This is a genomic window from Streptomyces sp. SS1-1 (assembly GCF_008973465.1).
Classification (GTDB): domain Bacteria; phylum Actinomycetota; class Actinomycetes; order Streptomycetales; family Streptomycetaceae; genus Streptomyces.
On record NZ_WBXN01000004.1, the window covers coordinates 5,057,355 to 5,083,380 of the forward strand.

Consider the following 26,026-nt stretch of genomic DNA (forward strand, 5'->3'; position numbering starts at 1 on the left):
GCAGCCCCCTGCGGGTGCCGCGGGGAAACCGATGCACGGGCACGCCCCCCCGACCCATAGGATTGGGCCAAACCACACACACTCACCCCAGAGGATCGCTGCATGCCTGGCATCACGCGCGAGGAGGTCGCCCACCTCGCCCGGCTGGCGCGTCTGGAGCTGAAGCCCGAAGAGCTCGACCACTTCGCGGGACAGCTGGACGACATCATCGGCGCGGTCGCCCGCGTCAGTGAGGTCGCCGACCAAGACGTACCGCCGACCTCGCACCCGCTCCCGCTGACGAACGTCATGCGCGAGGACGAGGTCCGTCCCTCGCTCACCCCCGAGCAGGCGCTCTCCGGCGCCCCGGCCCAGGAGCAGCAGCGTTTCAAGGTGCCGCAGATCCTGGGGGAGGACTAGTCATGACGGACATCATCAAGCTCACCGCCGCCGAGACCGCCGCGAAGATCGCCTCCGGCGAGCTCACGGCCGTCGAGGTCACCGAGGCCCACCTGGCCCGGATCGAGGCCGTCGACGAGAAGGTCCACGCCTTCCTCCACGTCGACCGCGAGGGCGCCCTCGCGCAGGCCCGCGCCGTCGACGAGAAGCGGGAGCGCGGCGAGAAGCTGGGCCCGCTGGCCGGCGTCCCCCTCGCGCTGAAGGACATCTTCACCACCGAGGGCATCCCGACGACCGTCGGCTCGAAGATGCTCGAGGGCTGGATCCCGCCGTACGACGCGACGCTCACCAAGCGGCTGAAGGCCGCCGACGTCGTCATCCTCGGCAAGACCAACATGGACGAGTTCGCCATGGGGTCCTCCACCGAGAACAGCGCCTACGGCCCGACCGGCAACCCCTGGGACCTCACCAGGATCCCCGGCGGCTCCGGCGGCGGTTCCTCCGCCGCGCTCGCCTCCTTCCAGGCGCCCCTCGCCATCGGCACCGACACCGGCGGCTCCATCCGCCAGCCGGCCGCCGTCACCGGCACGGTCGGCGTCAAGCCGACGTACGGCGCGGTCTCCCGCTACGGCATGGTCGCCTTCTCCAGCTCGCTGGACCAGGGCGGCCCCTGCGCCCGTACCGTCCTCGACGCGGCCCTGCTGCACGAGGTCATCGCCGGGCACGACCCGATGGACTCCACCTCCATCGACGCCCCGGTCCCGCCGGTCGTCGAGGCCGCCCGCAACGGCAGCGTCCAGGGGATGCGCGTCGGCGTGGTCAAGCAGTTCCGCGGCGAGGGCTACCAGGCCGGCGTCATCCAGCGCTTCGACGAGTCCGTCGCCCTGCTGAAGGAACTCGGCGCCGAGATCGTCGAGCTGGACTGCCCGTCCTTCGACCTCGCGCTCTCCGCCTACTACCTGATCGCCCCGTCCGAGTGCTCCTCCAACCTCGCCCGCTTCGACGGCCTGCGCTACGGCCTGCGCGTCGGCGACGACGGCACGCACTCCGCCGAGGAGGTCACCTCGCTGACCCGCGAGGCGGGCTTCGGCCCCGAGGTGAAGCGCCGCGTCATGCTCGGCACGTACGCCCTGTCGAGCGGCTACTACGACGCGTACTACGGCAGCGCCCAGAAGGTCCGCACGCTCATCACGCGCGACTTCGAGAAGGCCTTCGAGCAGGTCGACGTGATCGTCTCCCCGACGACGCCGACCACCGCCTTCCCGATCGGCGAGCGCGCCGACGACCCGATGGCGATGTACCTCGCCGACCTGTGCACCATCCCGACGAACCTCGCGGGCAACGCGGCGATGTCGCTGCCCTGCGGTCTGGCCCCGGAGGACAACCTCCCGGTCGGCCTGCAGATCATCGCCCCGGCACTCAAGGACGACCGGCTCTACAAGGTCGGCGCGGCCGTCGAGGCGGCCTTCGTGGAAAAGTGGGGTCACCCGCTGATCGAGGAGGCTCCGTCGCTGTGAGCAAGGCAATGTCGAAGGCCAAGGGCTTCAAGAAGTCGAAGTCCGGTCTGTACCTGTCCATGGCCACCACCGCGTTCGGTGCGGTCAACGTCGTCAAGCAGGCCAAGAAGGCCCGCGGGGAGAGCGACACGCTGCGTCTGATCGACGCCGCCGTCTCCGCCACCGCGATCGTCACCGGCCTCGCCATCCTCTACCGCGAGCTGAAGCGGCTGGGCGACGACGACGTCCTGCTGGGCTGAGAGGGAAGTTTCACCGTGACCACCACGACCGACCTGGTGTCGTACGAGGACGCACTCGCGTCGTACGACCCCGTCATGGGCCTCGAGGTCCATGTCGAACTCGGCACCAAGACCAAGATGTTCTGCGGTTGCTCGACCGCGCTCGGCCAGGACGCCAACACGCAGACCTGCCCGGTCTGCCTCGGCCTGCCGGGCGCGCTCCCGGTCGTCAACGCGACCGGTGTCGAGTCCGCCATCAAGATCGGCCTCGCGCTGAACTGCGAGATCGCCGAATGGTGCCGCTTCGCCCGGAAGAACTACTTCTATCCGGACATGCCGAAGAACTTCCAGACCTCCCAGTACGACGAGCCGATCGCCTTCAACGGCTACCTCGACGTGCAGCTGGAGGACGGGGAGACCTTCCGCGTCGAGATCGAGCGCGCCCACATGGAGGAGGACACCGGCAAGTCGACGCACGTCGGCGGCGCCACCGGCCGTATCCACGGCGCGTCCCACTCCCTGCTGGACTACAACCGCGCCGGCATCCCGCTCATCGAGATCGTCACCAAGCCGATCGAGGGCGCCGGCGAGCGCGCCCCCGAGGTCGCCAAGGCGTACGTGCGTGAGCTGCGCGAGGTCATCAAGGCGCTCGGCGTCTCCGAGGCCCGTATGGAGATGGGCCAGATGCGCTGCGACGTGAACCTGTCGCTGCGCCCGCACGGCACCGAGAAGTTCGGCACCCGCTCGGAGACGAAGAACGTCAACTCGCTGCGGTCCGTGGAGCGCGCGGCCCGCTTCGAGATCCAGCGGCACGCGGCCGTGCTGTCGTCCGGCGGCACGATCGTGCAGGAGACCCGGCACTTCCACGAGGACACGGGGTCCACGACCTCGGGCCGCGTGAAGGAGGAGGCCGAGGACTACCGGTACTTCCCCGAGCCGGACCTGGTCCCCGTCGCCCCCTCGCGCGCGTGGGTCGAGGAGATCCGGGCTGCCCTGCCCGAGCTCCCGCTGGCCCGCCGCACCCGGCTGCTGGCCGAGTGGGGCATCTCCGCCACCGACATGCAGGCGATCCTCAACGCCGGCGCGCTGGACCTGATCGTCGCCACGATCGACGCCGGCGCCGACGCGGCCTCCGCCCGCAAGTGGTGGATGGGCGAGCTGGCCCGCAGCGCCAACGAGTCGGGCAAGGCGCTCGACGAGCTCCCCATCACCCCGGAGCAGGTCGCCCGGGTCACCGAGCTCGTCGCCAAGGGCGACCTGAACGACAAGCTGGCGCGTCAGGTCATCGAGGGCGTGCTCGCGGGCGAGGGCACCCCGGACGAGGTCGTCGACAAGCGCGGCCTGAAGGTCGTCTCCGACGAGGGCGCCCTCGGCACCGCCGTCGACGAGGCCATCGCCGGCAACCCGGGCATCGCCGACAAGATCCGCTCCGGCAAGGTCGCCGCGGCCGGCGCCCTGGTCGGCGCGGTCATGAAGGCCACCCGTGGTCAGGCCGACGCGGCCCGCGTCAAGGAGCTGATCCTGGAGAAGCTGGGCGTCACCGAGGGCTGAGCCCGCGGCAGGACACCCACGAGGGGGACGCACCGGACACCGGCGCGTCCCCCTCGTCGTCAGCGGCGGCGCCCCACCACGCGGACGAAGCCGAGCGTGCGCCCCTCGTCGCGGCGGACCATCTCGGCGACCTGGCGGGCCATCGTGCGGTGGAACTCCTCGGGGCTCTCCTCGGCGACCACCTCGCACCACAGCAGCCAGTCCCGCCAGCCGTCGTCCAGCCAGTCGGCGGCCTCGACCTCCACGGCCCCGCTGCGGGTCCAGTGGCGCCGCCACCAGCCGGCGCTGTGGAAGCACCAGTACGCGGGCTCCCAGTACGGCCGCAGATGCTCCGGCGGCTCCACGCCGTCCAGCTCCTCGCGCAGCGCGGGGACGACGACACCGATCCGGCCGCCGGGGCGCAGCAGCCGGGTCAGGGTGGGCAGGTAGAGGTCGTCGGTGCCGAAGTACTGGTAGGCGTCGACGCTCACGATCGTGTCGAAGCAGCCCTCCGCGAACGGCAGGTCGTGCGCCTCCGCCTTCACGGGCAGCACCCGGTCGGCGAAACCGGCCTCGGCGACCCGGCGCGCGTTGTCGTCGGGCTCGATCCACAGGTCGGCGGCGGTGACCTGGGCGTCGTACTCCCTGGCCAGGAAGACGGAGGTCATGGCCCGGCCGCAGCCCAGGTCCAGGACGCGGGCGCCGGGGCGCAGCGCGTCCAGGCCGAGGGCGGGGGCCAGCCACTCCAGCAGCCAGAGCGCGTTCGGCCCCATCTGGTTGTCGACGACCCAGCGGGGGTCGTAGCGGCCGGAGCGCGGATAGCGGGGATGGGTCAGCCGTGCGGCGAGGGGCTCACTCGGAGTGTGCGGGGTGTGGTCCGGCATGGGTGGACGGGCTCCTTGGGTCCGGGGCGGCGGAAAAGAATACGGAGAAGCCCGGCCGGGTGCTCGGAATAAGTTCCCGGTGTGCGGAGGCATTTCTGTGAGAGGCGCCACCTGCGACGACACAAACGCCGTTACCGGCCTGTGATCTTCCTCCTATTCCTGTGAACAACCCCACGATCGCGGCAAACGATCATTTTCTGATGCAAGGGTTGTTTCACATCGCTCATGTGTTCTTTGCGGGCTGTTCACTCCATGAACGACTGTTCCCGGTCAAAGATCCACACATCGTCCCCCTGGGAGCACGTCCGTGGCAGCTCTTGCACGCTGGTGTGTCCAACGCCGCCTCGTCGCCGTACTGCTCTGGCTCCTCGCCTTCGGCGGGGTGACCGCGGCCGCCGCCGTCACGGGTTCCGCGTACTCCAACGACTACGAGGTCCCCGGCACCGAGTCCGGCCGCGCCACCCAGCTGCTGCGGGAGGGCTTCCCCGGCCTCGGCGGCGACACCGACAGCGTCGTCTGGCACACCACGTCGGGCACCGTCCGCGCCGGCGCCGTCCAGCAGACCATGACACGCACCCTGGACGAGATCGCGCACCTGCCCGGCGTCGCGTCCGTGGACGGCCCCTACGGCAAGCAGGGCGCCGCCCGGATCAGCGAGGACGGGCACACCGCCTACGCCACCGTCACCTTCCGCGACGGCGCCGAGCACCTCGACAAGGGCGAGGCCCGGGCCGTCGTCGACACCGCGAAGGCCGCCGAGACCGACGGGCTCCAGGTCGAGCTCGGCGGGTCCGCCGTCGCCCTCACCGAGTCACCGGGCGGGCACACCGCCGAGATCGTCGGCGTGGCCGTCGCCGCCGTCGTGCTCTTCCTCGCCTTCGGCTCGCTCGCCGCCTCGCTGCTGCCCATCGCCACCGCCCTGGTGAGCGTCGGCACCGCCTACGCGGGGATCGCGCTCCTCGGGCACGCCATGACGGTCGCCGACTTCGCCCCCATGCTCGGCATGCTCGTCGGGCTCGGCGTCGGCATCGACTACGCGCTGTTCATCGTCACCCGGCACCGCCGCGGCCTCAAACGCGGCCTGCCCGTGGCCGAGTCGATCACCAACGCCGTCGCCACCACCGGGCGCGCGGTGGTGTTCGCGGGCGCCACGGTGTGCATAGCCCTGCTCGGCATGCTGATCCTGCGGCTCAGCTTCCTCAACGGCGTGGCGATCGCCGCCTCCCTGACCGTGGTGCTCACCGTCGCGGCCTCCGTGACCCTGCTGCCCGCCCTGCTGTCCCTCATCGGCATGCGCGCCCTCAGCCGCCGCGAGCGGCGCCGGCTCGCCGAGCACGGCCCCCAGCCCGAACTGCCCACCGGCCTCGCCGCCCGCTGGTCCGCCTTCGTGGAACGCCACCCCAAGGCCCTCGGCGCGATCGCCCTCGCCGTCATCACCGTCCTCGCCCTGCCCACCCTGGGGCTGCGCCTCGGCACCTCCGACCAGGGCAACAACCCGGCCGGCTCCACCACCCGTCAGGCCTACGACCTCCTCGCCGACGGCTTCGGGCCCGGCGTCAACGGGCCGCTCACCCTCGTCACCCAGGTCGGCGGCGCCGAGGACAAGCTCGCCCTCGACAACCTCGACGCCACCCTGCGCACCACCGAGGGCGTCGCCTCCGTGACCCCGGTGACGTACGACGCGCACAGCGACACCGCCTACCTCACCGTGGTCCCCGACTCGTCCCCGCAGTCCCACCGGACCAGCGACCTCGTGGACCGGCTGCGCGACGACGTCCTGCCGCGCGCCGAGACCGGCACCTCCCTCGACGTGCACGTCGGCGGCATGACGGCCGGCTACGACGACTTCGCCGACGTGATCGTCGGCAAGCTGCCCCTCTTCGTCGGCGCCGTCATCGGCCTCGGCTGTCTGCTGCTCCTGTTCGCCTTCCGGTCCCTCGGCATCCCGCTGAAGGCCGCCGTGATGAACGTGGCCGCCGTGGCCGCCGCGTTCGGCGTCGTCGTGGCCGTCTTCCAGTGGGGCTGGGGGAGCGAACTGCTCGGCCTGGGCCGGGCCGGGCCGATCGAGCCCTTCCTCCCCGTGATCATGGTGTCCGTGCTCTTCGGACTCTCCATGGACTACCAGGTCTTCCTGGTCAGCCGGATGTACGAGGAGTGGCTGGAGACCGGCGACAACCGGCGGGCCGTACGCATCGGCCTCGCCGAGACCAGCCGGGTGATCAACTCCGCCGCCGTCATCATGATCTCCGTGTTCCTCGCCTTCGTCCTCAGCGGCGACCGCGTGATCGCCATGTTCGGCATCGCCCTGGCGGCGGCCGTCGCCCTGGACGCGTTCGTGCTGCGCACCCTCCTCGTCCCCGCGCTCATGCACCTGCTCGGCGGCGCCAACTGGTGGCTGCCCCGCTGGCTCGACCAGCGCATGCCGCGCATCAGCATCGAGCCGCCCGAGTGCCGCGCCGCCCATGAGAGGCTCACCGACGTCGTGGCGGAACTCGAGAAGGAGCAGCGGGACGATGTACGCGATATCCCTGGGTGACGACGGCGCCGAACTGAGGCCGCTGGAGCCGTGGCACGCCGACGCGTTCCTGGCCCATCTGGAGCGCGGCCGGGAGTTCATCGGACGGTTCATCCCGTTCGGCTCGGCCGTCACCGACCCGGCGTCCGCCCGCGCCACGCTCCAGCGGTACGCCGACCTGCGCGCCGCGGACAGTGCCTCGTACCACGGCATCTGGCTGGACGGGCAGCTCGTCGGCGGCGTCCTCACCCTGCACTTCGACGCGGCGGCAGGGACCTGCGAGGTCGGCTGCTGGCTGGAGCCCGCCGCGACCGGGCGCGGCCTCGTCACACGGGCCATGCGGGTCCTCATCGACTGGGCCGTCGAGGAGCGCGGCATCCACCGCGTCGAATGGGTCGCCGCCGCCGGCAACACCGCCAGCCTCGACGTCGCCCGCCGCCTCGGCATGACCCGGGACGGCGTGCGCCGCGAGGCCCACCTCCACGACGGGGTCCGGCACGACCTGGAGATCTGGTCGGTCCTCGCCCCGGAGTGGCGCGAAGCACGCGCGCGTACCGCGCACAGCGATCATTAAGACACCTCTCAGGAAGTATCCGTACGGTGCCGAGCATGGGAACGAAGACAGTGGACGAGACCGTGACCGCGGCCGAGGCCGACGAAGAGACCGTGGACGCCACCGAGGCGGCCGAGGCCCAGGCCGACGCCGTCGCCGGCGAAGAGCCCGAGGAGGTGGCCGCCGAGGCGACGGAAGCGGCGCCCTCCTTCGTCGGCCAGGGCGCCGCCGCGGTGGTCTCCGCCGCGCTCGCCCTCGTGTCCCTGACCGGCGGCTGGCTCGGCACGGTCGCCGCCGCCCGCGAGACGCTCATCGGCCAGCTGGAGACGTCGTCCCAGGCGGACGTGGCCACCCAGATCAAGGCGGTCTACGGCGACGCCTGGCAGACCTCCGCGCTGGTCGCCGGCCTGTTCGCGGTGGTCGCGCTGATCGTCGGTGTCGTGGTGCTCGCCCGGCCCGCGTTCGGGGCCCCCGGCGCACCGCAGCCCGCCTGGATCAAGTCCGTCGCCTGGGGCGGTGTCGTCCTCGGCGTCATCGGTCTGCTCCTGGCCGTCCTCAAGTACACCGACGCGCTGCTCGGCCTGCCCTCGGCGGGCTGAGTCACCGCGGACCGAAGGGGCCTCAGGGCCGCCGTAAGCACCTTAGACGGCGGCCTGAGGCCCCTTCGCCGTCTCTAAGGCACCCGCCCGGCCGGGAAGATGCGGCACTCTCCCGATGTGGCGGACCCCCCTGGGAGACGAAGGTGGAGGCATCGCAAGAAGCGATGACAGCCCGGATCCACCAGGGGGACACCATGTACGACCACGAGATGCACCACCTCCGCACCGACGAGCTGATCCGCCAGGCCGAGCACGAGCGCCTGGTCCGCGAGGCCGTCCGGGTCCGCCGCGCCGCGCGCCGCGCCGCCCGGCGCCCCGCCCGGAACGCGGAGGACACGCCCTCGCATAGCGCCCACCCCGGCCACCGGCGAGCCGCACGCGCCGCGTGAGGCCGCCGGGGGCCGGGCCCGGCCCCGGGAAAACCGGTGCCGCGCCGCCCGCGCCGCGTGCGATGCTCGGGCCTGTGGAGAGCCGCTCCGTAAGCCCCGTGTTCGTCGGCCGGACAACCGAGTTGGAGACGTTGGACGACGCGCTCGCCCGTGCCACCACGGGCGAGCCGCAGGCGTTGGTCATCGGCGGTGAGGCCGGCGTCGGCAAGACCCGCCTCGTCGAGGAGTTCGCGACCGCGGCCGCCCGCGCGGGCGCCGTCGTGGCCCTCGGCGGCTGCGTCGAGATCGGCGCCGACGGCCTGCCGTTCGCCCCCTTCTCCACCGCCCTGCGCGCCCTGCGCCGCCAACTGCCCGGGGAACTGGCCGCGGCCGCCGCCGGCCAGGAGGAGGAGCTGGCGCGCCTGCTGCCCGAGGTGGGGGAGAGCCCCGCCGGCCTCGGCGCCGACCGCTCCGGCGAGGAGGGCATGGCCCGCCTCTTCGAACTGACCGCCCGCCTCCTGGAACGCCTCGCCGCCGACCGCACGGTCGTCGTCGCCCTGGAGGACCTGCACTGGGCCGACGCCTCCACCCGGCACCTGCTCACCTACCTCTTCCGCACCCTGCGCACCGCCCGCCTCGTCGTCCTCGCCACCTACCGCTCCGACGACATCCACCGCCGGCACCCGCTGCGCCCGCTCCTCGCCGAACTCGACCGGCTGCGCACCGTCCGCCGCATCGAACTCGGCCGCTTCACCCGCGACGAGGTCGGCTGCCAGATCGCCGGCATCCTCGCCCGCGAACCCGACCCGGCCCAGGTCGACGCGATCTTCGAACGCTCCGACGGGAACGCCTTCTTCGTCGAGGAACTCGCCGTCGCCGCCCACGAGGGCGGCTGCACCGGCCTCACCGACTCCCTGCGCGACCTGCTCCTCGTCCGTGTCGAACGGCTGCCCGAAAGCGCCCAGCGGATCGCCCGGCTCGTCGCCGAGGGCGGCTCCACCGTCGAGTACCGGCTCCTCGCCGCCGTCGCCGACCTCGCCGAGGACGATCTGATCGAGGCGCTGCGGGCCGCCGTCAACGCCAGCATCCTCACCGTCGCGTCCGGCGACGACGGCTACCGCTTCCGGCACTCCCTCGTCCGCGAGGCCGTCGCCGACGATCTGCTGCCCGGCGAACGCTCCCGCATCAACCGCCGCTACGCCGAAGCCCTCGAAGCCGACCCGACGCTCGTCCCCGCCGGTGAGCGCGTGATGCGGCTGGCCAGCTACTGGTACCACGCGAACGACCCGGCCAAGGCCCTGCCCGCCGCCCTCGACGCCGCCGTCACCGCCCGCCGCCGACGCGCCCACTCCGAGCAACTCCGGCTGCTGGAACGCGCGATGGAACTCTGGGACGCGACCCCCGCCGGCATCCGCGCCACCCTGCGCCCCGTCGACTACACCGAGGCCTATCCGCCGCCGCTGTCCGAGCGGCACGGCGGCACCGCCGAGCCCGCCGCCCCGCTGCGCTACCTCGACCTGATGGCCGAGGCGGCCGTCGCCGGACGCCGCTGCGGGGAACGCGAACGCGCCCTGAAGATCACCAAGCGGGCCCTGCACCTGCTGGAGGAGGACCACGACCCGCTGCGCGCCGCCTGGTTCTGGATCCAGCGCTCCCGGCTGGTGCAGGCCCTGGCCCGCGGGGACGGCTGGAAGGAGATCGGCACCGCCCAGGACCTCGTACGCGGCCTGCCGCCGTCCGAGGTGCACGCCGAGGTGCTCGCCACCGCCGCGAGCTGGTCCATGCTGCGCGACCCCGGCCCCGACGCCGTGTCCGCTGCCGAACGGGCCGTGGAGTACGCGCGCATGGTGGGCGCCGAGGACATCGAGCTGAACGCCCGCCTCACCCTCGGCGGACTCATGGTCGAGGCCGGGGACGGCGCCGGCCTCGACCAGATGTACGAGGTCAAGGAAGCGGTCCTGGAACGCGGCCTCATCTCCGTGGTGGGCCGCAGCCATGTGAACCTGCCGTCCGTCCTGGAAGGCGTCGGCCGCTCCGCGGAGGCCGTCGGCATCCTTCGCGAGGGCCTGCGGCTCACCCAGGAGTGGGGCCTGCGCGACTCCGAGGCCTGGGTGTGGGTGAACCTCGCCGAGTCCCTGGTCTCCCTCGGCCACTGGGACGAGGCGGCCGAGGCCGCCGTCGCCGCCCAGCGCACCAGCCAGTCCGCCAAGCCGCGCGGCGGCGCCGCCGCACGCCTCGCCCAGCTCGCGCTCGACCGCGGCGAGACCGCCGAGGCCGCCCGCCACCTCGCCGCCGCGCGCGCCTCCTACGGCACCCACGACCCGATGCCGCAGCACAACCTGCCCATGTCCCGCCTCGCCTTCGGGACGGCCGCCGCCGAGGGCCGCGTCCTCGACGCGCGCGCCGAGGCCGACCGGGTCCTCGACGCCGGCTTCCCGCCCGGCACCCAGCGCTATGTCTGGCCCCTGCTGCTGGACGCCGCCGTCGCCGAGGCCGACGCCCGCGCCCTTCCGACGCCCGGCGCAGGCGACGGACGCACCGCCTTCCTGGGGCGGCTCTTCGAGGCCGTCCGCACCCTCGCCACGGGCGCTCCCGTGTGGCGGGCCTATGAGCGCTGGACCCGCGCCGAGCTCGCCCGGGCCGAGGACGGCACCGACCCCGGCACCTGGTCCGACGTGGTCACCGCCTTCGAGCCCCTGGAACGCCCCTACGACCTCGCCCGGGTCCGCCACCGCCTGGCCGAGGCGCTGCTGACGGAGGGCGGCGACGACGAGCGGGCCCGCGCCACGGAACTGCTCCGGCTGACCCGGGCCACCGCCGTCCACCTGGGCGCCCGCCCGCTCGCCGACGCCACGACCCTGCTGGCCCAGCGGGCCCGCCTCAGCCTCACCACGGCCCCGCCGCCCGCCGACCCGGCCGACACCCTCGGCCTCACCAGCCGCGAGCGCGATGTGCTGCGCCTGGTCTCCGCGGGCCGCACCAACCGCCAGATCGCCGAGGAGCTCTTCATCTCCCCGAAGACGGCGAGCGTCCACGTGTCGAACATCCTGGGCAAGCTCGGCGTCTCCGGCCGGGGCGAGGCGGCCGCCGTGGCACACCGGATGGGCCTCTTCCCGATGGAGACGCTCACCTCCGGATCGCGCGGCTGAGGCATACGCTGCAAGGGACGCCGGTCGGAGGAGGTCCCGTGTTCAACGCGTTCGAAGAGCTCTTCGCGCCAGGCCGCAAGCACCAGCACGACGAACAGAAGCGCCTGGAACTGAGCCGCGAGGACGTAGGGGACAACGACCCCGGACGCGGGCCGATAGACCTCGCCTCCGGAAAGGTCGTCGTACGGCGTACGGACCCGGCGTCCCCCGAGGAGGACGACGAGGGTGGCGAGGACGGCGGCGGGGAGAGCGGTGAGGGTAGCGGGCGCCTCAGCTCACCTTGAGCTCCAGGATGCGGTCGTCGCCGCTCTTCGGGTCACCCCTTCCGTCGGTGTTGCTCGTCACCAGCCACAGCCTGTCGCCGCCCGCGGCCACGACCGTCCGCAGCCGGCCGTACTCGCCCTTCAGGAAGGGCTGGGGGTCGGCCGACGCCTTGACGCCGTCGAGCGGGACCCGCCACAAGGTCCGGCCCTTCAGCCCGGCCATCCACAGAGAGCCCTTGGCGTGGGCCAGCCCGCTGGGGGAGGCGTCGTCGGTCGCCCACTGGGCCAGCGGACTGTGGACGTCCTTGTCATCGGTCCTGCCCTCGGCCTCGGGCCAGCCGTAATTGTCGCCGGGCTTGATCGCGTTCAGCTCGTCCCAGGTGTCCTGGCCGAACTCCGAGGCGAACAGCCGCTGTTCACGGTCCCAGGCCAGGCCCTGCACATTGCGGTGGCCGTAGGAGTACACCGGGGAGTCCGGGAACGGGTTGCCCGGCGCGGGCTCGCCCTCGGGCGTCATCCGCAGGATCTTGCCGCCCAGGGACTTCTTGTCCTGGGACAGCCCGGTGTCGCCGCTCTCGCCGGTGCCCGCGTACAGCATGCGGTCCGGGCCGAAGGCGATCCGCCCGCCGTTGTGGATGAAGCCCTTCGGTATGCCCTTGAAGACCGTGTCCGGGGCGCCCAGCTGCTCGCCCGCGGGCCGCTTCGCGTCGTAGAGCATCCGCACGATGCGGTTGTCCGAGGCGGAGGTGAAGTAGGCGTAGATCATGCGGTCCGCGGCGAAGTCCGGGGACAGCGCTATGCCCAGCAGCCCGCCCTCGCCGGCCGCCGACACCCCGGGCACCTCGCCCAGCTCGGTCTTCTTCCCCGTCTCCGGGTCGACCCGGGTGATCGTGGCCTCGTCACGGGAGGACACCAGCAGATCGCCGCCCGGGATCGGGGCGAGACCCCAGGGGGTCTTCAGGCCCTCGGCGACCGTGCGCACCACGGAGACCGTGCCCTTCGCGGGCGGGGTCGCGGTCGCCCGCGCGCTCGGCGGCGCCTCGGAACCGGCGGTGGCGCTCGGCCGCGCGCCTCCGTTCTTCTCCGGCGTGTCACCGTCGCCGGACGAGCATCCGGCCGTCAGCAGGAGTGCGGCGGCGGCCAACACGGCCGACACGGCTCGACGTTGCACGATCACGGTCCCTTCGACGCGGCGGGTCTCACTCTTCATACACCGCTCGGGCCTCCCGGGTTCCCGATCTCCTGGGACCGGTCACCGATCATCGATCACGGGTCCGGGGCTCCGACGGAGGGGCGACCCCGCCGTCAGTCCCAGGATCCCCGCGCCCGGGGCAGCTCCGCCACCTCGGCCAGGTCCTCGCTCGTCAGCCGCAGCCCCTCGGCCCCCGCGTTCTCCGTCACCCAGCGCTCCCGCTTCGCCCCCGGCACCGGCACCACGTGCCGTCCCTGCGCCAGCACCCACGCCAGCGCCACCTGCGCCGGTGTCACCCCGCCCCCGTGCCGGGCGGCTATCCGGCGCAGCCCCACCACGATCGGCTGGTTCGCCGCCATCATCTCGGCGGTGAAGCGCGGGTGCCGGGCGCGCACGTCGTCGGGCTCGAAGCCCTGGCCCGGGGTGAGGGTGCCGGTCAGGAAGCCGTTGCCGAGCGGCATCGCGGCCAGGAAGCCGACCCCGCGGGCCTCGCACCACGGCAGCAGCGTCTCCAGCGCCTCGGGCGACCACACCGACAGCTCGGCCTGCACCGCGCTCACCGGGAAGACCTGCTGCACCCGCTGGAGCTGGCGGATCGTGGCGTCGTGCAGGCGTGCGCCGGACCGCCGCCCGCCGCGGGCGCCGACCGCGCACAGCCCCAGCGCCCGCACCTTGCCGGCCTGCACCAGCTCGGCCATCGCGCCCCACGTCTCCTCGACGGGCACCTCCGGGTCGGCGCGGTGCAGCTGGTACAGGTCGATGACGTCGGTCTGGAGCCGGCGCAGCGAGGCGTCGCACGCCCGTCTCACATAGCCGGGGCGGCCGTTGGCCACGATGTGCTGCTCGCCGACCAGCAGACCGACCTTCGTCGAGACGAAGGCGTCCGGCCGCCGCTCCTTCAACACCCGCCCCACCAGCAGCTCGTTGGTGAACGGGCCGTACATGTCGGCCGTGTCCAGCAGCGTCGTGCCCAGATCGAGTGCGCGGTGCACCGCTCTCAGCGACTCCTCGCCCCGCTGCCGTGACGAGCTGTAGGCCCAGCTCATCGGCATGCAGCCGAGGCCGACGGCTCCCACCGCGAGTGCGCCCGCGCCGATCGTCCTGCGCTCCACCTGGCCGTAACCCTCCCTCTTCCGGCACCCCAACCTAACCTCTGCACACCAGTTCGCCTGACATAGCCTCCAGGCATGACTGCTGACGTGTGGCTCCCGCTCCGGCCGGACGAGATCGACGGCCTTCCCGCAGGTCCGGCGTACCGCTTCTGGGACGGCGGCGAGGACTACCCCGCCGATCCCGCGGAGTGCGCGTTCTACGTCGTTCCCTATATGAAGGCGCCGGAGGTCGGTCAGCGCCCCCTGCCCGCGATGACCGCCGTGGAGGTCGTGCAGACGCTGTCCGCCGGCACCGACCACGTGGAGCCGGGCCTCAGGCACCTGCCGCCCGGCGTGCGGCTGTGCAACGCGCGCGGGGTGCACGAGGCGAGCACCTCCGAGCTCACGCTCGCGCTGGTCCTCGCGTCCCTGCGCGGCATCCCGGACTTCGTGCGGGCGCAGGACAAGGGGGAGTGGCGCGGAGGATTCCGCCCGGCGCTCGCCGACAAGAACGTCCTCATCGTGGGATACGGCTCGATCGGCGCGGCCATCGAGGACCGGCTCGTTCCCTTCGAGGTGGCGCGGGTGGCGCGCGTCGCGCGCTCGGCGCGCACCACGGCGCGCGGACCCGTGCATCCACTCACCGATCTGTCCGCCCTGCTCCCCGACGCGGACGTCGTCATCCTCTCCACGCCTCTCACGGAGGCGACCCGGCACCTGGTCGACGCCGCCTTCCTCGCCCGTATGAAGGACGGCGCGCTCCTGGTCAACGTCGCCCGCGGCGGCGTCGTGGACACGAAGGCCCTGCTGGCGGAGGTGGAGACCGGCCGCATCACGGCGGCCCTGGACGTCACCGACCCCGAGCCGCTCCCGCCGGCGCACCCCCTGTGGCGGGCCCCCGGCGTCCTGATCAGCCCGCACGTCGGCGGGCCCACGTCCGCGTTCCTGCCGCGCGCGAAGCGGTTGCTGGTGGACCAGTTGACTCGTTGGGTGAACCGGGAGCCGTTGCGCAACGTGATCCTTACGACGGGTGCGAACCGCGCGTGACGCCCACCGGCCGACCGTGCGCGGGGTGACGCGCTCGCCGCCACGCAACAAGCCGGAAATCCGCTTCGAGTACCGTCCGCGACCCTTCGGAAGCGGTCCGTACGCGCATATGCGCTGGTCGTCACGGAGAGTAGAGATGCTATGTCCCTGAGTGACGAGACTGGTGTATCGTCCGGACAGGGGCTGCGCCGCGCACCGTTCGGCGCCGGGGACGGACAGACCAGATGTGTGAGGGGGGCGACGGGCGATGCACGGCCTATGGACGATCGATCCGACGCTGCGGGGCCGCCGACGGCGACCCTGGCGGACGGCCGCCCGCGGACGCGGCCACCAGACCGGTCACGGCTGCCGTCACGGACAGCATCCACGCGGGCCCGGCGGCCGGAGGCGGCAGACCCGCCCGGCCCACCGGGACCCGCGGGACCCACGAGCGGCGCGCACCGGGAGGGACCGGTGAGCTCGCCACCGCCCTCCCCGACGCGCGTCGACGGAGTGCGGGACCGGCGCACACCGCGGCTGATCCTGCCGAGCCCCCTGCTCGGCGGCTCCGCCCTCGCCCAGCAGTGCGTTCTGGCCCTGGTGTGCGCGGCCTACGCCGTCGGGGCCGCCGTCGGCTGGGGCTCGGACCGACTCGCCCTGATCATGGGCGACTTCGGACTGGCCGCGGCCGCCTCGGTGGCCGCCGTCTCCTGCTTCCGCTACGCCCGCAGCCGCCGCATCCGCTTCCGGCCCGCCTGGCTGCTGTTCGCGCTCTCCTCGGCGATGGCCGCCGTCGGCAACCTGGTCTGGGGGTGGTACGAGGTCGTCCTGGAGCGGCCCGTGCCGAGCCCCTCGTACGCCGACGCGTTCTTCCTGTGCTTCGCGCCGCCCGCCATCGTCGGCCTCCTGGTGCTCGCCAAACGGCCCGTGACCAAGGCCGGGTGGGTCTGCCTCGGGCTGGACGCCTGGCTGATCGGCGGCTCGCTGCTGACGCTGGCCTGGAGTCTCGCCCTCGCCCAGGCCGCCAAGTCCGAGGGCCCCAGTGTCGCCCACACCGCGCTCTCGCTCGCCTACCCGCTGCTGGACATCGCCCTGGTCAGCATGGTGCTCGCCCTGCACTTCCGGCACTCCTCGACCAACCGGACCGCGATCAACACCGCGATCGGCGCGCTCGCCCTGACCGTGATGTGCGACGCGCTGTTCACCTCGCCGCTGCTCCACCACGCGTACCAGTCGGGGCAGTTGCTCGACGCCGGATGGTTCGCGGGCTCCCTGCTCCTCGCCTACGCGCCCTGGGCCGCCCCCAGGCGCGGGCCCGCCGACGCCCGGCGCGAGGACGGCGGGCACTCCCGCGTGGTCCACGAGCATCTGCCGGGCCAGCGCGGCGCCGGCCACCACCACCCCGCCCCGCCACCGGTCCCGCAGCCGGGTGACCAGCCGCGGTATCCGCTCACCCGGCCCATCGCCGGCTCCCTGGCCGCCCTCACGCCCTACCTCGCCGCCGCCGTCTGCACCCTGGGCATCCTGTACAACGTCCTCAACGGCCGCAGCGTCGACCACGTCGTGCTGATCACCGGCGGCACCGTGGTGCTCGCCCTCGTCGTGCGCCAGGGCATCATGCTGCTCGACAACATCACCCTCACCCAGGAACTCGCCCAGAAGGAGAACCACTTCCGGTCCCTGGTGCAGGGCTCCAGCGACGTCATCATGATCGCCGCGCCCAACGGCATCCTGCGGTACGTGTCCCCGGCCGCCGCCGGCGTCTACGGCCGCTCCGCCGAGGAACTGGTCGGTTCGGAGCTGGCCGGCCTCATCCACCCGGAGGACCTGGGCTGCGTGGTGCACGAGGTGCGCCGCTTCCTCGCCGCCAGCCCGCTGGAGGAACCCACCACACGCATCGAGTGCCGGTTCCGCTCCGGCGACGGCGGCTGGCTCAACGTCGAGTCGACGGTCAACCGGCACCACGGCGGCCTGATCTTCAACAGCCGGGACGTCACCGAGCGGGTCCGCCTGCAGGCCCAGCTCCAGCACAACGCCGAGCACGACCCGCTCACGGACCTGCCCAACCGCGCCCTGTTCACCAAGCGGGTGCAGCAGGCCCTGTCCGGCCGCCGCGCCACCGACCGGGGCACCGCCCTGCGCAACACGGCCGTGCTCTTCATCGACCTCGACGGCTTCAAGGGCGTCAACGACACGATCGGACACCAGGCCGGGGACGAGCTGCTCGTCCAGGCCGCCCGCAGACTCCAGGACGCGGTCCGCGGCGGGGACATCGCCTCGCGGCTGGGTGGCGACGAGTTCGCGGCCCTGATCACCGGGGACGGCACCCGCGACCGCGCCGCCCGGGAACGGCACATCCTGGAGCTCGCCGACCGCCTCAGGGTGACGCTGTCCCAGCCCTACCTCATCGACGGCAACGATGTCCGCGTCAACGCATCCATCGGCGTCGCCTTCGCCGAACCGGGCCTGGGCGCCGGGGAGTTGCTGCGCAACGCCGACCTGGCCATGTACCGGGCCAAGGCGGGCGGCAAGGGCCGCGTCGAGCTGTACAAGCCGCATATGCAGCAGGACGTCGTCCGCAAGGCGGAGCTGGCCACGCGTCTGCGGGCCGCGCTGCACGACGGCGAGTTCGCGCTGCTGCACCAGCCGGTGGTGTGCCTGGAGACCGGCCGGATCGCGTCGGTCGCCACCCAGGCGCGCTGGCGCTCCTCGCAGGGGGTGCTGTTCACGCCCGCCGAGTTCCTGCGGGTCGCCGAGGACAGCGACAAGACCGCCGAGCTGGGCCGCTGGATGCTGGAGGAGGCCGTCGAGCAGGCCGCCGAGCGCACCGCGACCGGCCACGCCGTCCCCGTCGCCGTACGCGTGGGCGCGCGCCGGCTGCTCGACCGGTCGATGCCGCTCGGCTCCGTGGAGACGCTCCTGACCCGGTACGGGCTGCCGTCCGGGTCGCTCGTCATCGAGCTGGCCGACCTCGATCCGCGGATCCCGCTGGACGAGCTGGAGCGCCGGCTCAGCGGGCTGCGCCGGCTCGGCGTCCGGATCGCCCTGGACGGCTTCGGCAGCGGCTACGCGGCCATCACCGCCCTGCGCCGGCTCCCCGTCGATGTGCTCAAGCTCGACCGGGGCCTGGTCGAGGGCGTCGTCGAGTCCGCCCGGCTGCACAAGATCACCGGCGGGCTGCTGCGGATCGCGGGCGACCTGGGGCTCCAGTCCGTGGCCGACGGCGTGGACCTCCCCGAGCAGGTCGTCGCCCTGCGCTCCATGGGCTGCACCCATGGACAGGGCATGGCCTTCTCCGGGCCGCTGGACGAGTACCGGCTGCGCCGGGCGCTCACCGCCGGCCACTACCCGGTGCCGAACGGCCCCGTCGAACCCGCGTTCGTGGGCAGTGCGCGGGAGCCCGCCGAACGGGGTACGGGGAGGTACACCACAGGGGTGCCCGCCGTCCTCGGCGGCGGGACGGGCCTGCGTTCACATAATGAGACTCCCGTCCCACCCACTTGACACCGGGTGCGCGCCGGGGGGAGGGTCAGTGCCATGCGCACCCGAATTCTCGTACTTGGAAAGCGCGTCGGCTGAAGCTGGTGACGTCCGGACCGACCCGGAATCCCAGCGACCCACACCCGGCGCGCTCCCCTCGCTTGCCTTATGGCACGAGGGGTTTTTTGTTGCACCAGCACCTGTGGTGCGACGCCGAAACTCCGCCCAAACCTCGCAAAAACCCTCAGCATCGAGAAGAGAATGCCGATGACCGAGCAGGCCTCCGGGGCTCACCCACAGCCCCGGCCCCGATCCGGAGGACAGCAGTCCATGCCCGAGCACGTCACGGGTGCGCAGTCCCTCATCCGCTCGCTCGAGGAGGTCGGCGCCGACACCGTGTTCGGCATCCCCGGGGGCACCATCCTGCCGGCGTACGACCCCCTGATGGACTCCACCCGGGTCCGCCACGTGCTGGTCCGCCACGAGCAGGGCGCCGGCCACGCGGCCACGGGGTACGCGCAGGCCACCGGCAAGGTCGGGGTGTGCATGGCGACGTCCGGTCCGGGCGCCACCAACCTGGTCACGCCGATCGCCGACGCGCACATGGACTCCGTGCCGCTCGTCGCGATCACCGGGCAGGTCGTCTCCAAGGCGATCGGCACCGACGCCTTCCAGGAGGCGGACATCGTCGGCATCACCATGCCGATCACCAAGCACAGCTTCCTCGTCACCAAGGCGGAGGACATCCCCCGGACGATCGCGCAGGCGTTCCACATCGCCTCCACCGGCCGCCCGGGACCGGTCCTGGTCGACATCCCCAAGGACATCCTCCAGGCGAAGACCACCTTCACCTGGCCGCCCGTCATGGACCTGCCCGGCTACCGGCCCGTCACCAAGCCGCACGCCAAGCAGATCCGGGAGGCCGCCAAGCTCATCACCTCCGCGAAGCGGCCCGTCCTCTACGTCGGCGGCGGCGTCATCAAGGCCGGCGCCACCGCCGAGCTGAAGGTCCTCGCGGAACTCACCGGAGCGCCCGTCACCACCACACTGATGGCGCTCGGCGCATTCCCCGACAGCCACCCGCTGCACGTGGGAATGCCGGGCATGCACGGTTCGGTCACCGCCGTCACCGCGCTGCAGAAGGCCGACCTGATCGTCGCCCTCGGAGCCCGCTTCGACGACCGCGTCACCGGCAAGCTGGACAGCTTCGCCCCGTACGCCAAGATCGTCCACGCCGACATCGACCCCGCCGAGATCGGCAAGAACCGCGCCGCCGACGTGCCGATCGTCGGGGACGCGCGCGAGGTCATCGCCGACCTCGTCCAGGCCGTCCAGAAGGAGCAGGCCGACGGCCACCGGGGCGACTACACCGCCTGGTGGAACGACCTCAGCCGCTGGCGCGACACCTACCCGCTCGGCTACGACCTGCCCCAGGACGGCTCGCTCTCCCCGCAGCAGGTCATCGAGCGCATCGGCCGGCTCGCCCCCGAGGGCACCGTCTTCGCGGCGGGCGTCGGCCAGCACCAGATGTGGGCCGCGCACTTCGTCCAGTACGAGAAGCCCGCCACCTGGCTGAACTCCGGCGGCGCCGGGACGATGGGCTACGCGGTGCCGGCCGCCATGGGCGCCAAGGCCGGCGTCCCGGAGCAGACCGTCTGGGCGATCGACGGCGACGGCTGCTTCCAGATGACCAACCAGGAACTCACCACCTGCGCCCTGAACAACATCCCGATCAAGGTCGCCATCATCAACAACGGCGCCCTCGGGATGGTCCGCCAGTGGCAGACCCTGTTCTACAACCAGCGCTACTCCAACACCGTGCTGCACTCCGGCCCGGACGACGTCAACCCGCAGGCCAAGGGCACGCGCGTGCCGGACTTCGTCAAGCTCGCCGAGGCCATGGGCTGTGTCGGCCTGCGCTGCGAGTCGCCGGACGAGCTGGACAAGGTGATCGAGGAGGCGAACTCCATCAACGACCGCCCCGTCGTCGTCGACTTCATCGTCCACGAGGACGCCATGGTGTGGCCGATGGTCGCCGCCGGCACCTCCAACGACGAGATCATGGCCGCCCGGGACGTCCGCCCCGACTTCGGCGACAACGAAGACGACTGAGCGAGAGAGACGTAAAAGATCATGTCCAAGCACACGCTCTCCGTCCTGGTGGAGAACACGCCGGGCATCCTGGCCCGGATCGCCGCCCTGTTCTCCCGACGCGGCTTCAACATCGACTCGCTCGCGGTCGGTGTCACCGAGCACCCCGACATCTCCCGCATCACCATCGTGGTCAGCGTCGAGGACTTCCCGCTCGAGCAGGTCACGAAGCAGCTCAACAAGCTCGTCAACGTGCTGAAGATCGTCGAGCTGGAGCCCGGATCGGCCGTCCAGCGTGAACTCGTCCTCGTGAAGGTCCGCGCCGACAACGAGACCCGCTCCCAGATCGTCGAGATCGTCCAGCTGTTCCGCGCCAAGACCGTCGACGTCTCCCCGGAGGCCGTCACGATCGAGGCCACCGGCTCCAGCGACAAGCTGGAGGCCATGCTGAAGATGCTGGAGCCCTTCGGCATCAAGGAGCTCGTCCAGTCCGGCACGATCGCCATCGGCCGCGGCGCCCGTTCGATCACGGACCGGTCGCTGCGCGCCCTGGACCGGTCGGCGTAGGACGCCGTTCGGGCGGCCGGGGGAATCCGGCCGCCCGCATTCCGAGACCCCGAGACCTCCCCCACCCCCACCGTCATACGGTGGGACGCAACACCTGCACCCAAGGAGAGAACCCAAAGTGGCCGAGCTGTTCTACGACGCCGACGCCGACCTGTCCATCATCCAGGGCCGCAAGGTCGCGGTCATCGGTTACGGCAGCCAGGGCCACGCCCACGCGCTGTCGCTGCGCGACTCGGGTGTCGACGTCCGCGTCGGTCTGCACGAGGGCTCCAAGTCCAAGGCGAAGGCCGAGGAGCAGGGCCTGCGCGTGGTGACGCCCGCCGAGGCCGCCGCCGAGGCCGACGTCATCATGATCCTCGTCCCGGACCCGATCCAGGCCCAGGTCTACGAGGAGTCCATCAAGGACAACCTCAACGACGGCGACGCCCTGTTCTTCGGCCACGGCTTCAACATCCGCTTCGGCTTCATCAAGCCCCCGGCCGGCGTGGACGTCTGCATGGTCGCCCCCAAGGGCCCGGGCCACCTGGTGCGCCGTCAGTACGAGGAGGGCCGCGGCGTCCCGTGCATCGCGGCCGTCGAGCAGGACGCCTCCGGCAACGGCTTCGCGCTCGCCCTGTCGTACGCCAAGGGCATCGGCGGCACCCGCGCCGGCGTCATCAAGACGACCTTCACCGAGGAGACCGAGACCGACCTGTTCGGTGAGCAGGCCGTCCTCTGCGGTGGTACGGCCGCGCTGGTCAAGGCCGGCTTCGAGACGCTGACCGAGGCCGGCTACCAGCCGGAGATCGCGTACTTCGAGTGCCTGCACGAGCTGAAGCTGATCGTGGACCTCATGTACGAGGGCGGCCTGGAGAAGATGCGCTGGTCGATCTCCGAGACCGCCGAGTGGGGCGACTACGTCACCGGCCCGCGGATCATCACCGACGCCACCAAGGCGGAGATGAAGAAGGTCCTCGGCGAGATCCAGGACGGCACCTTCGCGCAGCAGTGGATGGACGAGTACCACGGCGGCCTGAAGAAGTACAACGAGTACAAGCAGCAGGACTCCGAGCACCTGCTGGAGACCACCGGCAAGGAGCTGCGCAAGCTCATGAGCTGGGTGAACGAGGAGGCGTGAGCCTCAGGGCGACAGGGCCGGAGCAGCCGCTCCGGCCCTCTTGTCCACCTCGTCCCACCACGGACGAGTGATCCTTCCACGGAGGCGTGAGACCGTCTCCGTCACGGCACTACACTGCCGTACTACATACGCGTCAGGCCCACAGCGTCGTGCGTCTTCCACGCGGCTAGCAACCCTCCACCGCCTGCGGCCGTCGGGACGGCCGTCCGCAATGGACTTGTGAGGACTCACGTGAGCTCGAAACCCGTCGTACTCATCGCTGAAGAGCTTTCGCCCGCGACCGTGGACGCGCTTGGTCCGGACTTCGAGATCCGGCATTGCAACGGCGCGGACCGGGCCGAGCTGCTGCCCGCCATCGCCGACGTGGACGCGATCCTGATCCGCTCCGCGACCAAGGTCGACGCCGAGGCGATCGCCGCCGCGAACAAGCTGAAGGTCGTCGCACGAGCCGGCGTCGGCCTGGACAACGTCGACGTCTCCGCCGCCACCAAGGCCGGCGTGATGGTCGTCAACGCCCCCACCTCGAACATCGTGACCGCCGCCGAGCTGGCCTGCGGTCTGCTGCTCGCCACCGCCCGCAACATCCCGCAGGCCAACGCCGCGCTGAAGAACGGCGAGTGGAAGCGCAGCAAGTACACCGGCGTGGAGCTGGCCGAGAAGACGCTCGGCGTGGTCGGCCTCGGCCGCATCGGCGCGCTCGTCGCCCAGCGCATGTCCGCCTTCGGCATGAAGGTCGTCGCCTACGACCCCTACATCCAGCCGGCCCGCGCCGCGCAGATGGGCGTCAAGGTGCTGTCCCTGGACGAGCTGCTCGAGGTCTCCGACTTCATCACCGTCCACCTGCCGAAGACCCCCGAGACGGTCGGCCTGATCGGCGACGAGGCGCTGCGCAAGGTCAAGCCGAGCGTGCGCATCGTCAACGCCGCGCGCGGCGGCATCGTCGACGAGGAGGCGCTGTACTCCGCCCTCAAGGAGGGCCGCGTCGCCGGCGCCGGCCTCGACGTGTACGCGAAGGAACCCTGCACGGACTCCCCGCTGTTCGAGTTCGACCAGGTCGTCAGCACCCCCCACCTGGGCGCCTCCACCGACGAGGCGCAGGAGAAGGCCGGCATCGCCGTCGCCCGCTCCGTGCGGCTCGCGCTCGCCGGTGAGCTGGTCCCCGACGCGGTGAACGTCCAGGGCGGCGTCATCGCCGAGGACGTCAAGCCGGGCCTGCCGCTCGCCGAGCGCCTCGGCCGCATCTTCACGGCGCTCGCCGGTGAGGTCGCGGTCCGCCTCGACGTCGAGGTGTACGGCGAGATCACCCAGCACGACGTGAAGGTCCTGGAGCTGTCCGCCCTCAAGGGTGTCTTCGAGGACGTCGTCGACGAGACCGTGTCGTACGTCAACGCCCCGCTGTTCGCGCAGGAGCGCGGCGTCGAGGTGCGGCTGACGACCAGCTCCGAGTCGGCCGAGCACCGCAACGTGGTCACCGTGCGCGGCACCCTCGCGAACGGCGAGGAGGTGTCGGTCTCCGGCACGCTGGCCGGCCCGAAGCACCTCCAGAAGATCGTCGCCGTCGGCGAGTACGACGTGGACCTCGCGCTGGCCGACCACATGGCGGTCCTGCGGTACGAGGACCGGCCCGGTGTCGTCGGGACCGTCGGCCGCATCCTCGGCGAGGCCGGTCTCAACATCGCCGGCATGCAGGTCTCCCGGGCCGTGGCCGGCGGCGAGGCGCTGGCCGTCCTCACCGTCGACGACACGGTGCCCGCCGGGGTGCTGACCGAGGTCGCGGCCGAGATCGGCGCGACGTCCGCGCGTGCGGTGAACCTGACCTGAGCCGACGGGCCGGGACAGTCGTCCCGGCCCGCCCCGGCGCCCCGGAGGGGTTCCGTCCTCATACGCCGGACGGGCTGAGCGTGCTCGGCTCGTCCGGCGTTCCGCATGTCCGCTCACCGTCGCGGACCCGCCGCAGGGTGAGGCCGGCCAGCACCGCCGCCCCGGCCAGCACCACGGCCCCGGCGATCGCCGCGCCCTGCATCCCGCTGGTGAACGCCTCCCGTGCGGCCGCCGCCAGCCCCGGCACCCCGTCCGCGACGGTGAGCGCGCCGCCCAGGGTCTCCCGGGCCGCGTCCGGCGCCGACGCGGGGATCTCGTGGCGGTAGACCGCGGCACCGATCGACCCGAGCACCGCCATGCCCATCGCCCCGCCGAACTCGCTGGACGTCTCCATCAGGGAGGACGCGGCGCCCGCCCGCTCCACGGGGACGGTGCCCAGGGCCAGGTCCATGATCTGGGACATCACGACGACGGCGCCGACCGCGAGGATCGCGCTGGCCGTGAGCACCACGGCCAGCGAGTCGGTGCCCGCGAGGGACAGCACCACGAAGCCCGCGGAGGCCACGGCGAAGCCCACCGTGACGACATGGGCCCGGGGCACGCCCCGGCTCACCAGCGCCCCGGCGATCGGGGCGGCCGCGCCGATCGGCACGGACGGCAGCAGCGCCCACAGGGCCGCCTCCAGGGCGCTCCTGCCGAGCACCGACTGCAGGTACTGCGTGGTGAAGTAGGCGGACCCCATCACCCCGAACGCCGAGAGCAGGTTCAGGGCGACCGAGGGCGCGAAGCCCCGCCCACGGAACAGCGCGGGGGAGATCATCGGGGCGGCGGCCGTGCGCTGGCGGTGCACGAACAGGGCGGCGAAGAGCAGGCCGACGGTGATCGAGACGACGTAGCGGACGTTCCAGCCCTCGGAGGGGATCTCCTTCAGCCCGTAGATCACGGGCAGCACCGCGGCCAGCGACAGCGGGACGCTCAGCAGGTCGAAGCGGCCGGGGCGGGCCGTCCGCGACTCGGGGAGCAGCAGCGGGCCGAGGACCAGCAGCAGGGCCATCGCGGGCAGGTTGACCAGGAAGACCGAGCCCCACCAGAAGAACTCCACCAGCACCCCGCTCATCACGGAGCCCAGGGCGATGCCCGCCGTCATCACGCCCGACCACAGGCCGATCGCCTTCGCGCGCTGCCCGGGGTCGGTGAACATCGCGCGCAGCATGGCCATGGTGGACGGCATGAGGGTCGCGCCGCCGACGCCGAGGACCGCGCGGGCCGCGATCAGCATCTCGGCGCTGCCGGCGTAGGCCGCCGCCAGCGAGGCGGCACCGAAGGCGGCGGCGCCGGCGAGCAGCAGCCGGCGGTGTCCGACGCGGTCGCCGAGCGAGCCCATCGTCATCAGCAGTCCGGCGAGGACGAAGGCGTAGATGTCGAAGATCCACAGCTGCTGGGTGCCGCTGGGCCGCAGGTCCGCGCTGATCGCCGGGATGGCGAAGTAGAGGACGGAGACGTCCATGGAGACCAGCAGCAGCGGCAGCATCAGGACGCCCAGGGCGGTCCATTCACGGCGCCCGGCGCGGGCGTTGGCAGGGGTGGTGCTCTTCGCTTCGGAAGTCATGACGGTGAATGTACGCGCGTCTCAAACGCTTGTCTAGAACGGTTGTATAGGACGGCTG

The 26,026-nt window shown here is 72.1% G+C and carries 20 protein-coding genes; 16 read left to right on the plus strand and 4 right to left on the minus strand.

What is annotated here, in order from left to right; all coding sequences use genetic code 11:
• The first annotated feature begins 102 nt into the window (after positions 1-102).
• The 4 genes from gatC to gatB are packed head-to-tail and all read left to right on the plus strand — an operon-like array spanning position 103 to position 3,664.
• Positions 103-399 (plus strand): Asp-tRNA(Asn)/Glu-tRNA(Gln) amidotransferase subunit GatC, encoded by a 297-nt coding sequence (gene gatC, locus F8R89_RS24715; protein ID WP_019754397.1) that lies wholly within the window; start codon positions 103-105, stop codon positions 397-399.
• Between the two features lie 2 nt (positions 400-401).
• Positions 402-1,895, plus strand: coding sequence for an Asp-tRNA(Asn)/Glu-tRNA(Gln) amidotransferase subunit GatA (gene gatA / locus F8R89_RS24720; RefSeq protein WP_151786005.1), 1,494 nt, complete (start codon positions 402-404; stop codon positions 1,893-1,895).
• The gene (locus tag F8R89_RS24725) at positions 1,892-2,134 is read left to right on the plus strand and encodes a hypothetical protein (protein ID WP_062666542.1); all 243 of its coding nucleotides are present in this window, start codon (positions 1,892-1,894) and stop codon (positions 2,132-2,134) included. Before gatA ends, F8R89_RS24725 begins: the two co-directional genes overlap by 4 nt.
• Before the next feature lie 15 nt (positions 2,135-2,149).
• Complete coding sequence (gene gatB, locus F8R89_RS24730) at positions 2,150-3,664, plus strand: Asp-tRNA(Asn)/Glu-tRNA(Gln) amidotransferase subunit GatB (RefSeq protein WP_151786006.1); 1,515 nt, start codon at positions 2,150-2,152, stop codon at positions 3,662-3,664.
• Positions 3,665-3,723: 59 nt separating this feature from the next.
• Here gatB and F8R89_RS24735 read toward each other — a convergent pair whose 3' ends face one another.
• A complete protein-coding gene (locus tag F8R89_RS24735; RefSeq protein WP_151786007.1) occupies positions 3,724-4,527 on the minus strand; it encodes an SAM-dependent methyltransferase in 804 nt (267 codons plus the stop codon).
• A gap of 307 nt (positions 4,528-4,834) precedes the next feature.
• Here F8R89_RS24735 and F8R89_RS24740 point away from each other — a divergent pair, with 307 nt between their 5' ends.
• The 6 genes from F8R89_RS24740 to F8R89_RS24765 all read left to right on the plus strand — a co-directional run bounded on the left by F8R89_RS24740 (position 4,835) and on the right by F8R89_RS24765 (position 11,995).
• On the plus strand, positions 4,835-7,063 hold the full coding sequence (locus F8R89_RS24740; RefSeq protein WP_151786008.1) for an MMPL family transporter: 2,229 nt from the start codon (positions 4,835-4,837) through the stop codon (positions 7,061-7,063).
• A complete protein-coding gene (locus F8R89_RS24745; RefSeq protein WP_151786009.1) occupies positions 7,041-7,616 on the plus strand; it encodes a GNAT family N-acetyltransferase in 576 nt (191 codons plus the stop codon). Before F8R89_RS24740 ends, F8R89_RS24745 begins: the two co-directional genes overlap by 23 nt.
• A gap of 35 nt (positions 7,617-7,651) precedes the next feature.
• Entirely contained in the window at positions 7,652-8,194 is a 543-nt protein-coding gene (locus F8R89_RS24750) for a hypothetical protein (RefSeq protein WP_151786010.1), read from the plus strand.
• A 164-nt stretch (positions 8,195-8,358) separates the two neighbouring features.
• Positions 8,359-8,583 (plus strand): hypothetical protein, encoded by a 225-nt coding sequence (locus F8R89_RS24755; RefSeq protein ID WP_413251267.1) that lies wholly within the window; start codon positions 8,359-8,361, stop codon positions 8,581-8,583.
• A gap of 62 nt (positions 8,584-8,645) precedes the next feature.
• Positions 8,646-11,711, plus strand: coding sequence for a helix-turn-helix transcriptional regulator (locus F8R89_RS24760; RefSeq protein WP_151786011.1), 3,066 nt, complete (start codon positions 8,646-8,648; stop codon positions 11,709-11,711).
• 38 nt (positions 11,712-11,749) lie between these two features.
• Entirely contained in the window at positions 11,750-11,995 is a 246-nt protein-coding gene (locus F8R89_RS24765) for a DUF6191 domain-containing protein (protein WP_151786012.1), read from the plus strand.
• On the opposite strand, the gene F8R89_RS24770 is transcribed toward F8R89_RS24765, so the two are convergent.
• Both F8R89_RS24770 and F8R89_RS24775 read right to left on the minus strand, forming a co-directional pair.
• Positions 11,982-13,184, minus strand: coding sequence for a PQQ-dependent sugar dehydrogenase (locus F8R89_RS24770; protein ID WP_151786013.1), 1,203 nt, complete (start codon positions 13,182-13,184; stop codon positions 11,982-11,984). The genes F8R89_RS24765 and F8R89_RS24770 overlap by 14 nt on opposite strands.
• Positions 13,185-13,279: 95 nt before the next feature.
• Complete coding sequence (locus F8R89_RS24775) at positions 13,280-14,278, minus strand: aldo/keto reductase (RefSeq protein WP_151786014.1); 999 nt, start codon at positions 14,276-14,278, stop codon at positions 13,280-13,282.
• A gap of 75 nt (positions 14,279-14,353) precedes the next feature.
• Between F8R89_RS24775 and F8R89_RS24780 the strand changes: the two genes are divergently transcribed.
• From F8R89_RS24780 to serA, 6 genes are all read left to right on the plus strand, one after another.
• Positions 14,354-15,304 carry a 2-hydroxyacid dehydrogenase gene (locus F8R89_RS24780; RefSeq protein WP_151786015.1) on the plus strand — a complete coding sequence of 317 codons (951 nt, stop codon included), beginning with the start codon at positions 14,354-14,356 and terminating at the stop codon, positions 15,302-15,304.
• 453 nt (positions 15,305-15,757) lie between these two features.
• Positions 15,758-18,787: a putative bifunctional diguanylate cyclase/phosphodiesterase gene (locus F8R89_RS24785; RefSeq protein WP_192806218.1), complete on the plus strand. Its 3,030-nt coding sequence runs from the start codon at positions 15,758-15,760 to the stop codon at positions 18,785-18,787.
• 243 nt (positions 18,788-19,030) lie between these two features.
• The gene (locus F8R89_RS24790) at positions 19,031-20,875 is read left to right on the plus strand and encodes an acetolactate synthase large subunit (protein WP_192806219.1); all 1,845 of its coding nucleotides are present in this window, start codon (positions 19,031-19,033) and stop codon (positions 20,873-20,875) included.
• Between the two features lie 21 nt (positions 20,876-20,896).
• On the plus strand, positions 20,897-21,421 hold the full coding sequence (ilvN, locus tag F8R89_RS24795) for an acetolactate synthase small subunit (RefSeq protein WP_055624315.1): 525 nt from the start codon (positions 20,897-20,899) through the stop codon (positions 21,419-21,421).
• A 118-nt stretch (positions 21,422-21,539) separates the two neighbouring features.
• On the plus strand, positions 21,540-22,538 hold the full coding sequence (gene ilvC / locus F8R89_RS24800) for a ketol-acid reductoisomerase (RefSeq protein WP_151786018.1): 999 nt from the start codon (positions 21,540-21,542) through the stop codon (positions 22,536-22,538).
• 231 nt (positions 22,539-22,769) lie between these two features.
• A complete protein-coding gene (gene serA / locus F8R89_RS24805; protein ID WP_151786019.1) occupies positions 22,770-24,359 on the plus strand; it encodes a phosphoglycerate dehydrogenase in 1,590 nt (529 codons plus the stop codon).
• A 58-nt stretch (positions 24,360-24,417) separates the two neighbouring features.
• On the opposite strand, the gene F8R89_RS24810 is transcribed toward serA, so the two are convergent.
• Positions 24,418-25,968: an MFS transporter gene (locus tag F8R89_RS24810; protein WP_151786020.1), complete on the minus strand. Its 1,551-nt coding sequence runs from the start codon at positions 25,966-25,968 to the stop codon at positions 24,418-24,420.
• Positions 25,969-26,026 lie beyond the last annotated feature (58 nt).

Excerpts from the sequence above, each read along its gene's own strand:
- F8R89_RS24770 (WP_151786013.1), bottom strand. The coding sequence starts at position 13,184 with ATGAAGAGTGAGACCCGCCGCGTCGAAGGGACCGTGATCGTGCAACGT.
- F8R89_RS24810 (WP_151786020.1), bottom strand. The coding sequence starts at position 25,968 with ATGACTTCCGAAGCGAAGAGCACCACCCCTGCCAACGCCCGCGCCGGG.
- F8R89_RS24755 (WP_413251267.1), top strand. The coding sequence starts at position 8,359 with ATGACAGCCCGGATCCACCAGGGGGACACCATGTACGACCACGAGATG.
- ilvN (WP_055624315.1), top strand. The coding sequence starts at position 20,897 with ATGTCCAAGCACACGCTCTCCGTCCTGGTGGAGAACACGCCGGGCATC.
- F8R89_RS24735 (WP_151786007.1), bottom strand. The coding sequence starts at position 4,527 with ATGCCGGACCACACCCCGCACACTCCGAGTGAGCCCCTCGCCGCACGG.
- gatA (WP_151786005.1), top strand. The coding sequence starts at position 402 with ATGACGGACATCATCAAGCTCACCGCCGCCGAGACCGCCGCGAAGATC.
- F8R89_RS24745 (WP_151786009.1), top strand. The coding sequence starts at position 7,041 with ATGTACGCGATATCCCTGGGTGACGACGGCGCCGAACTGAGGCCGCTG.
- F8R89_RS24790 (WP_192806219.1), top strand. The coding sequence starts at position 19,031 with ATGACCGAGCAGGCCTCCGGGGCTCACCCACAGCCCCGGCCCCGATCC.
- F8R89_RS24780 (WP_151786015.1), top strand. The coding sequence starts at position 14,354 with ATGACTGCTGACGTGTGGCTCCCGCTCCGGCCGGACGAGATCGACGGC.
- F8R89_RS24750 (WP_151786010.1), top strand. The coding sequence starts at position 7,652 with ATGGGAACGAAGACAGTGGACGAGACCGTGACCGCGGCCGAGGCCGAC.
- F8R89_RS24760 (WP_151786011.1), top strand. The coding sequence starts at position 8,646 with ATGCTCGGGCCTGTGGAGAGCCGCTCCGTAAGCCCCGTGTTCGTCGGC.
- gatC (WP_019754397.1), top strand. The coding sequence starts at position 103 with ATGCCTGGCATCACGCGCGAGGAGGTCGCCCACCTCGCCCGGCTGGCG.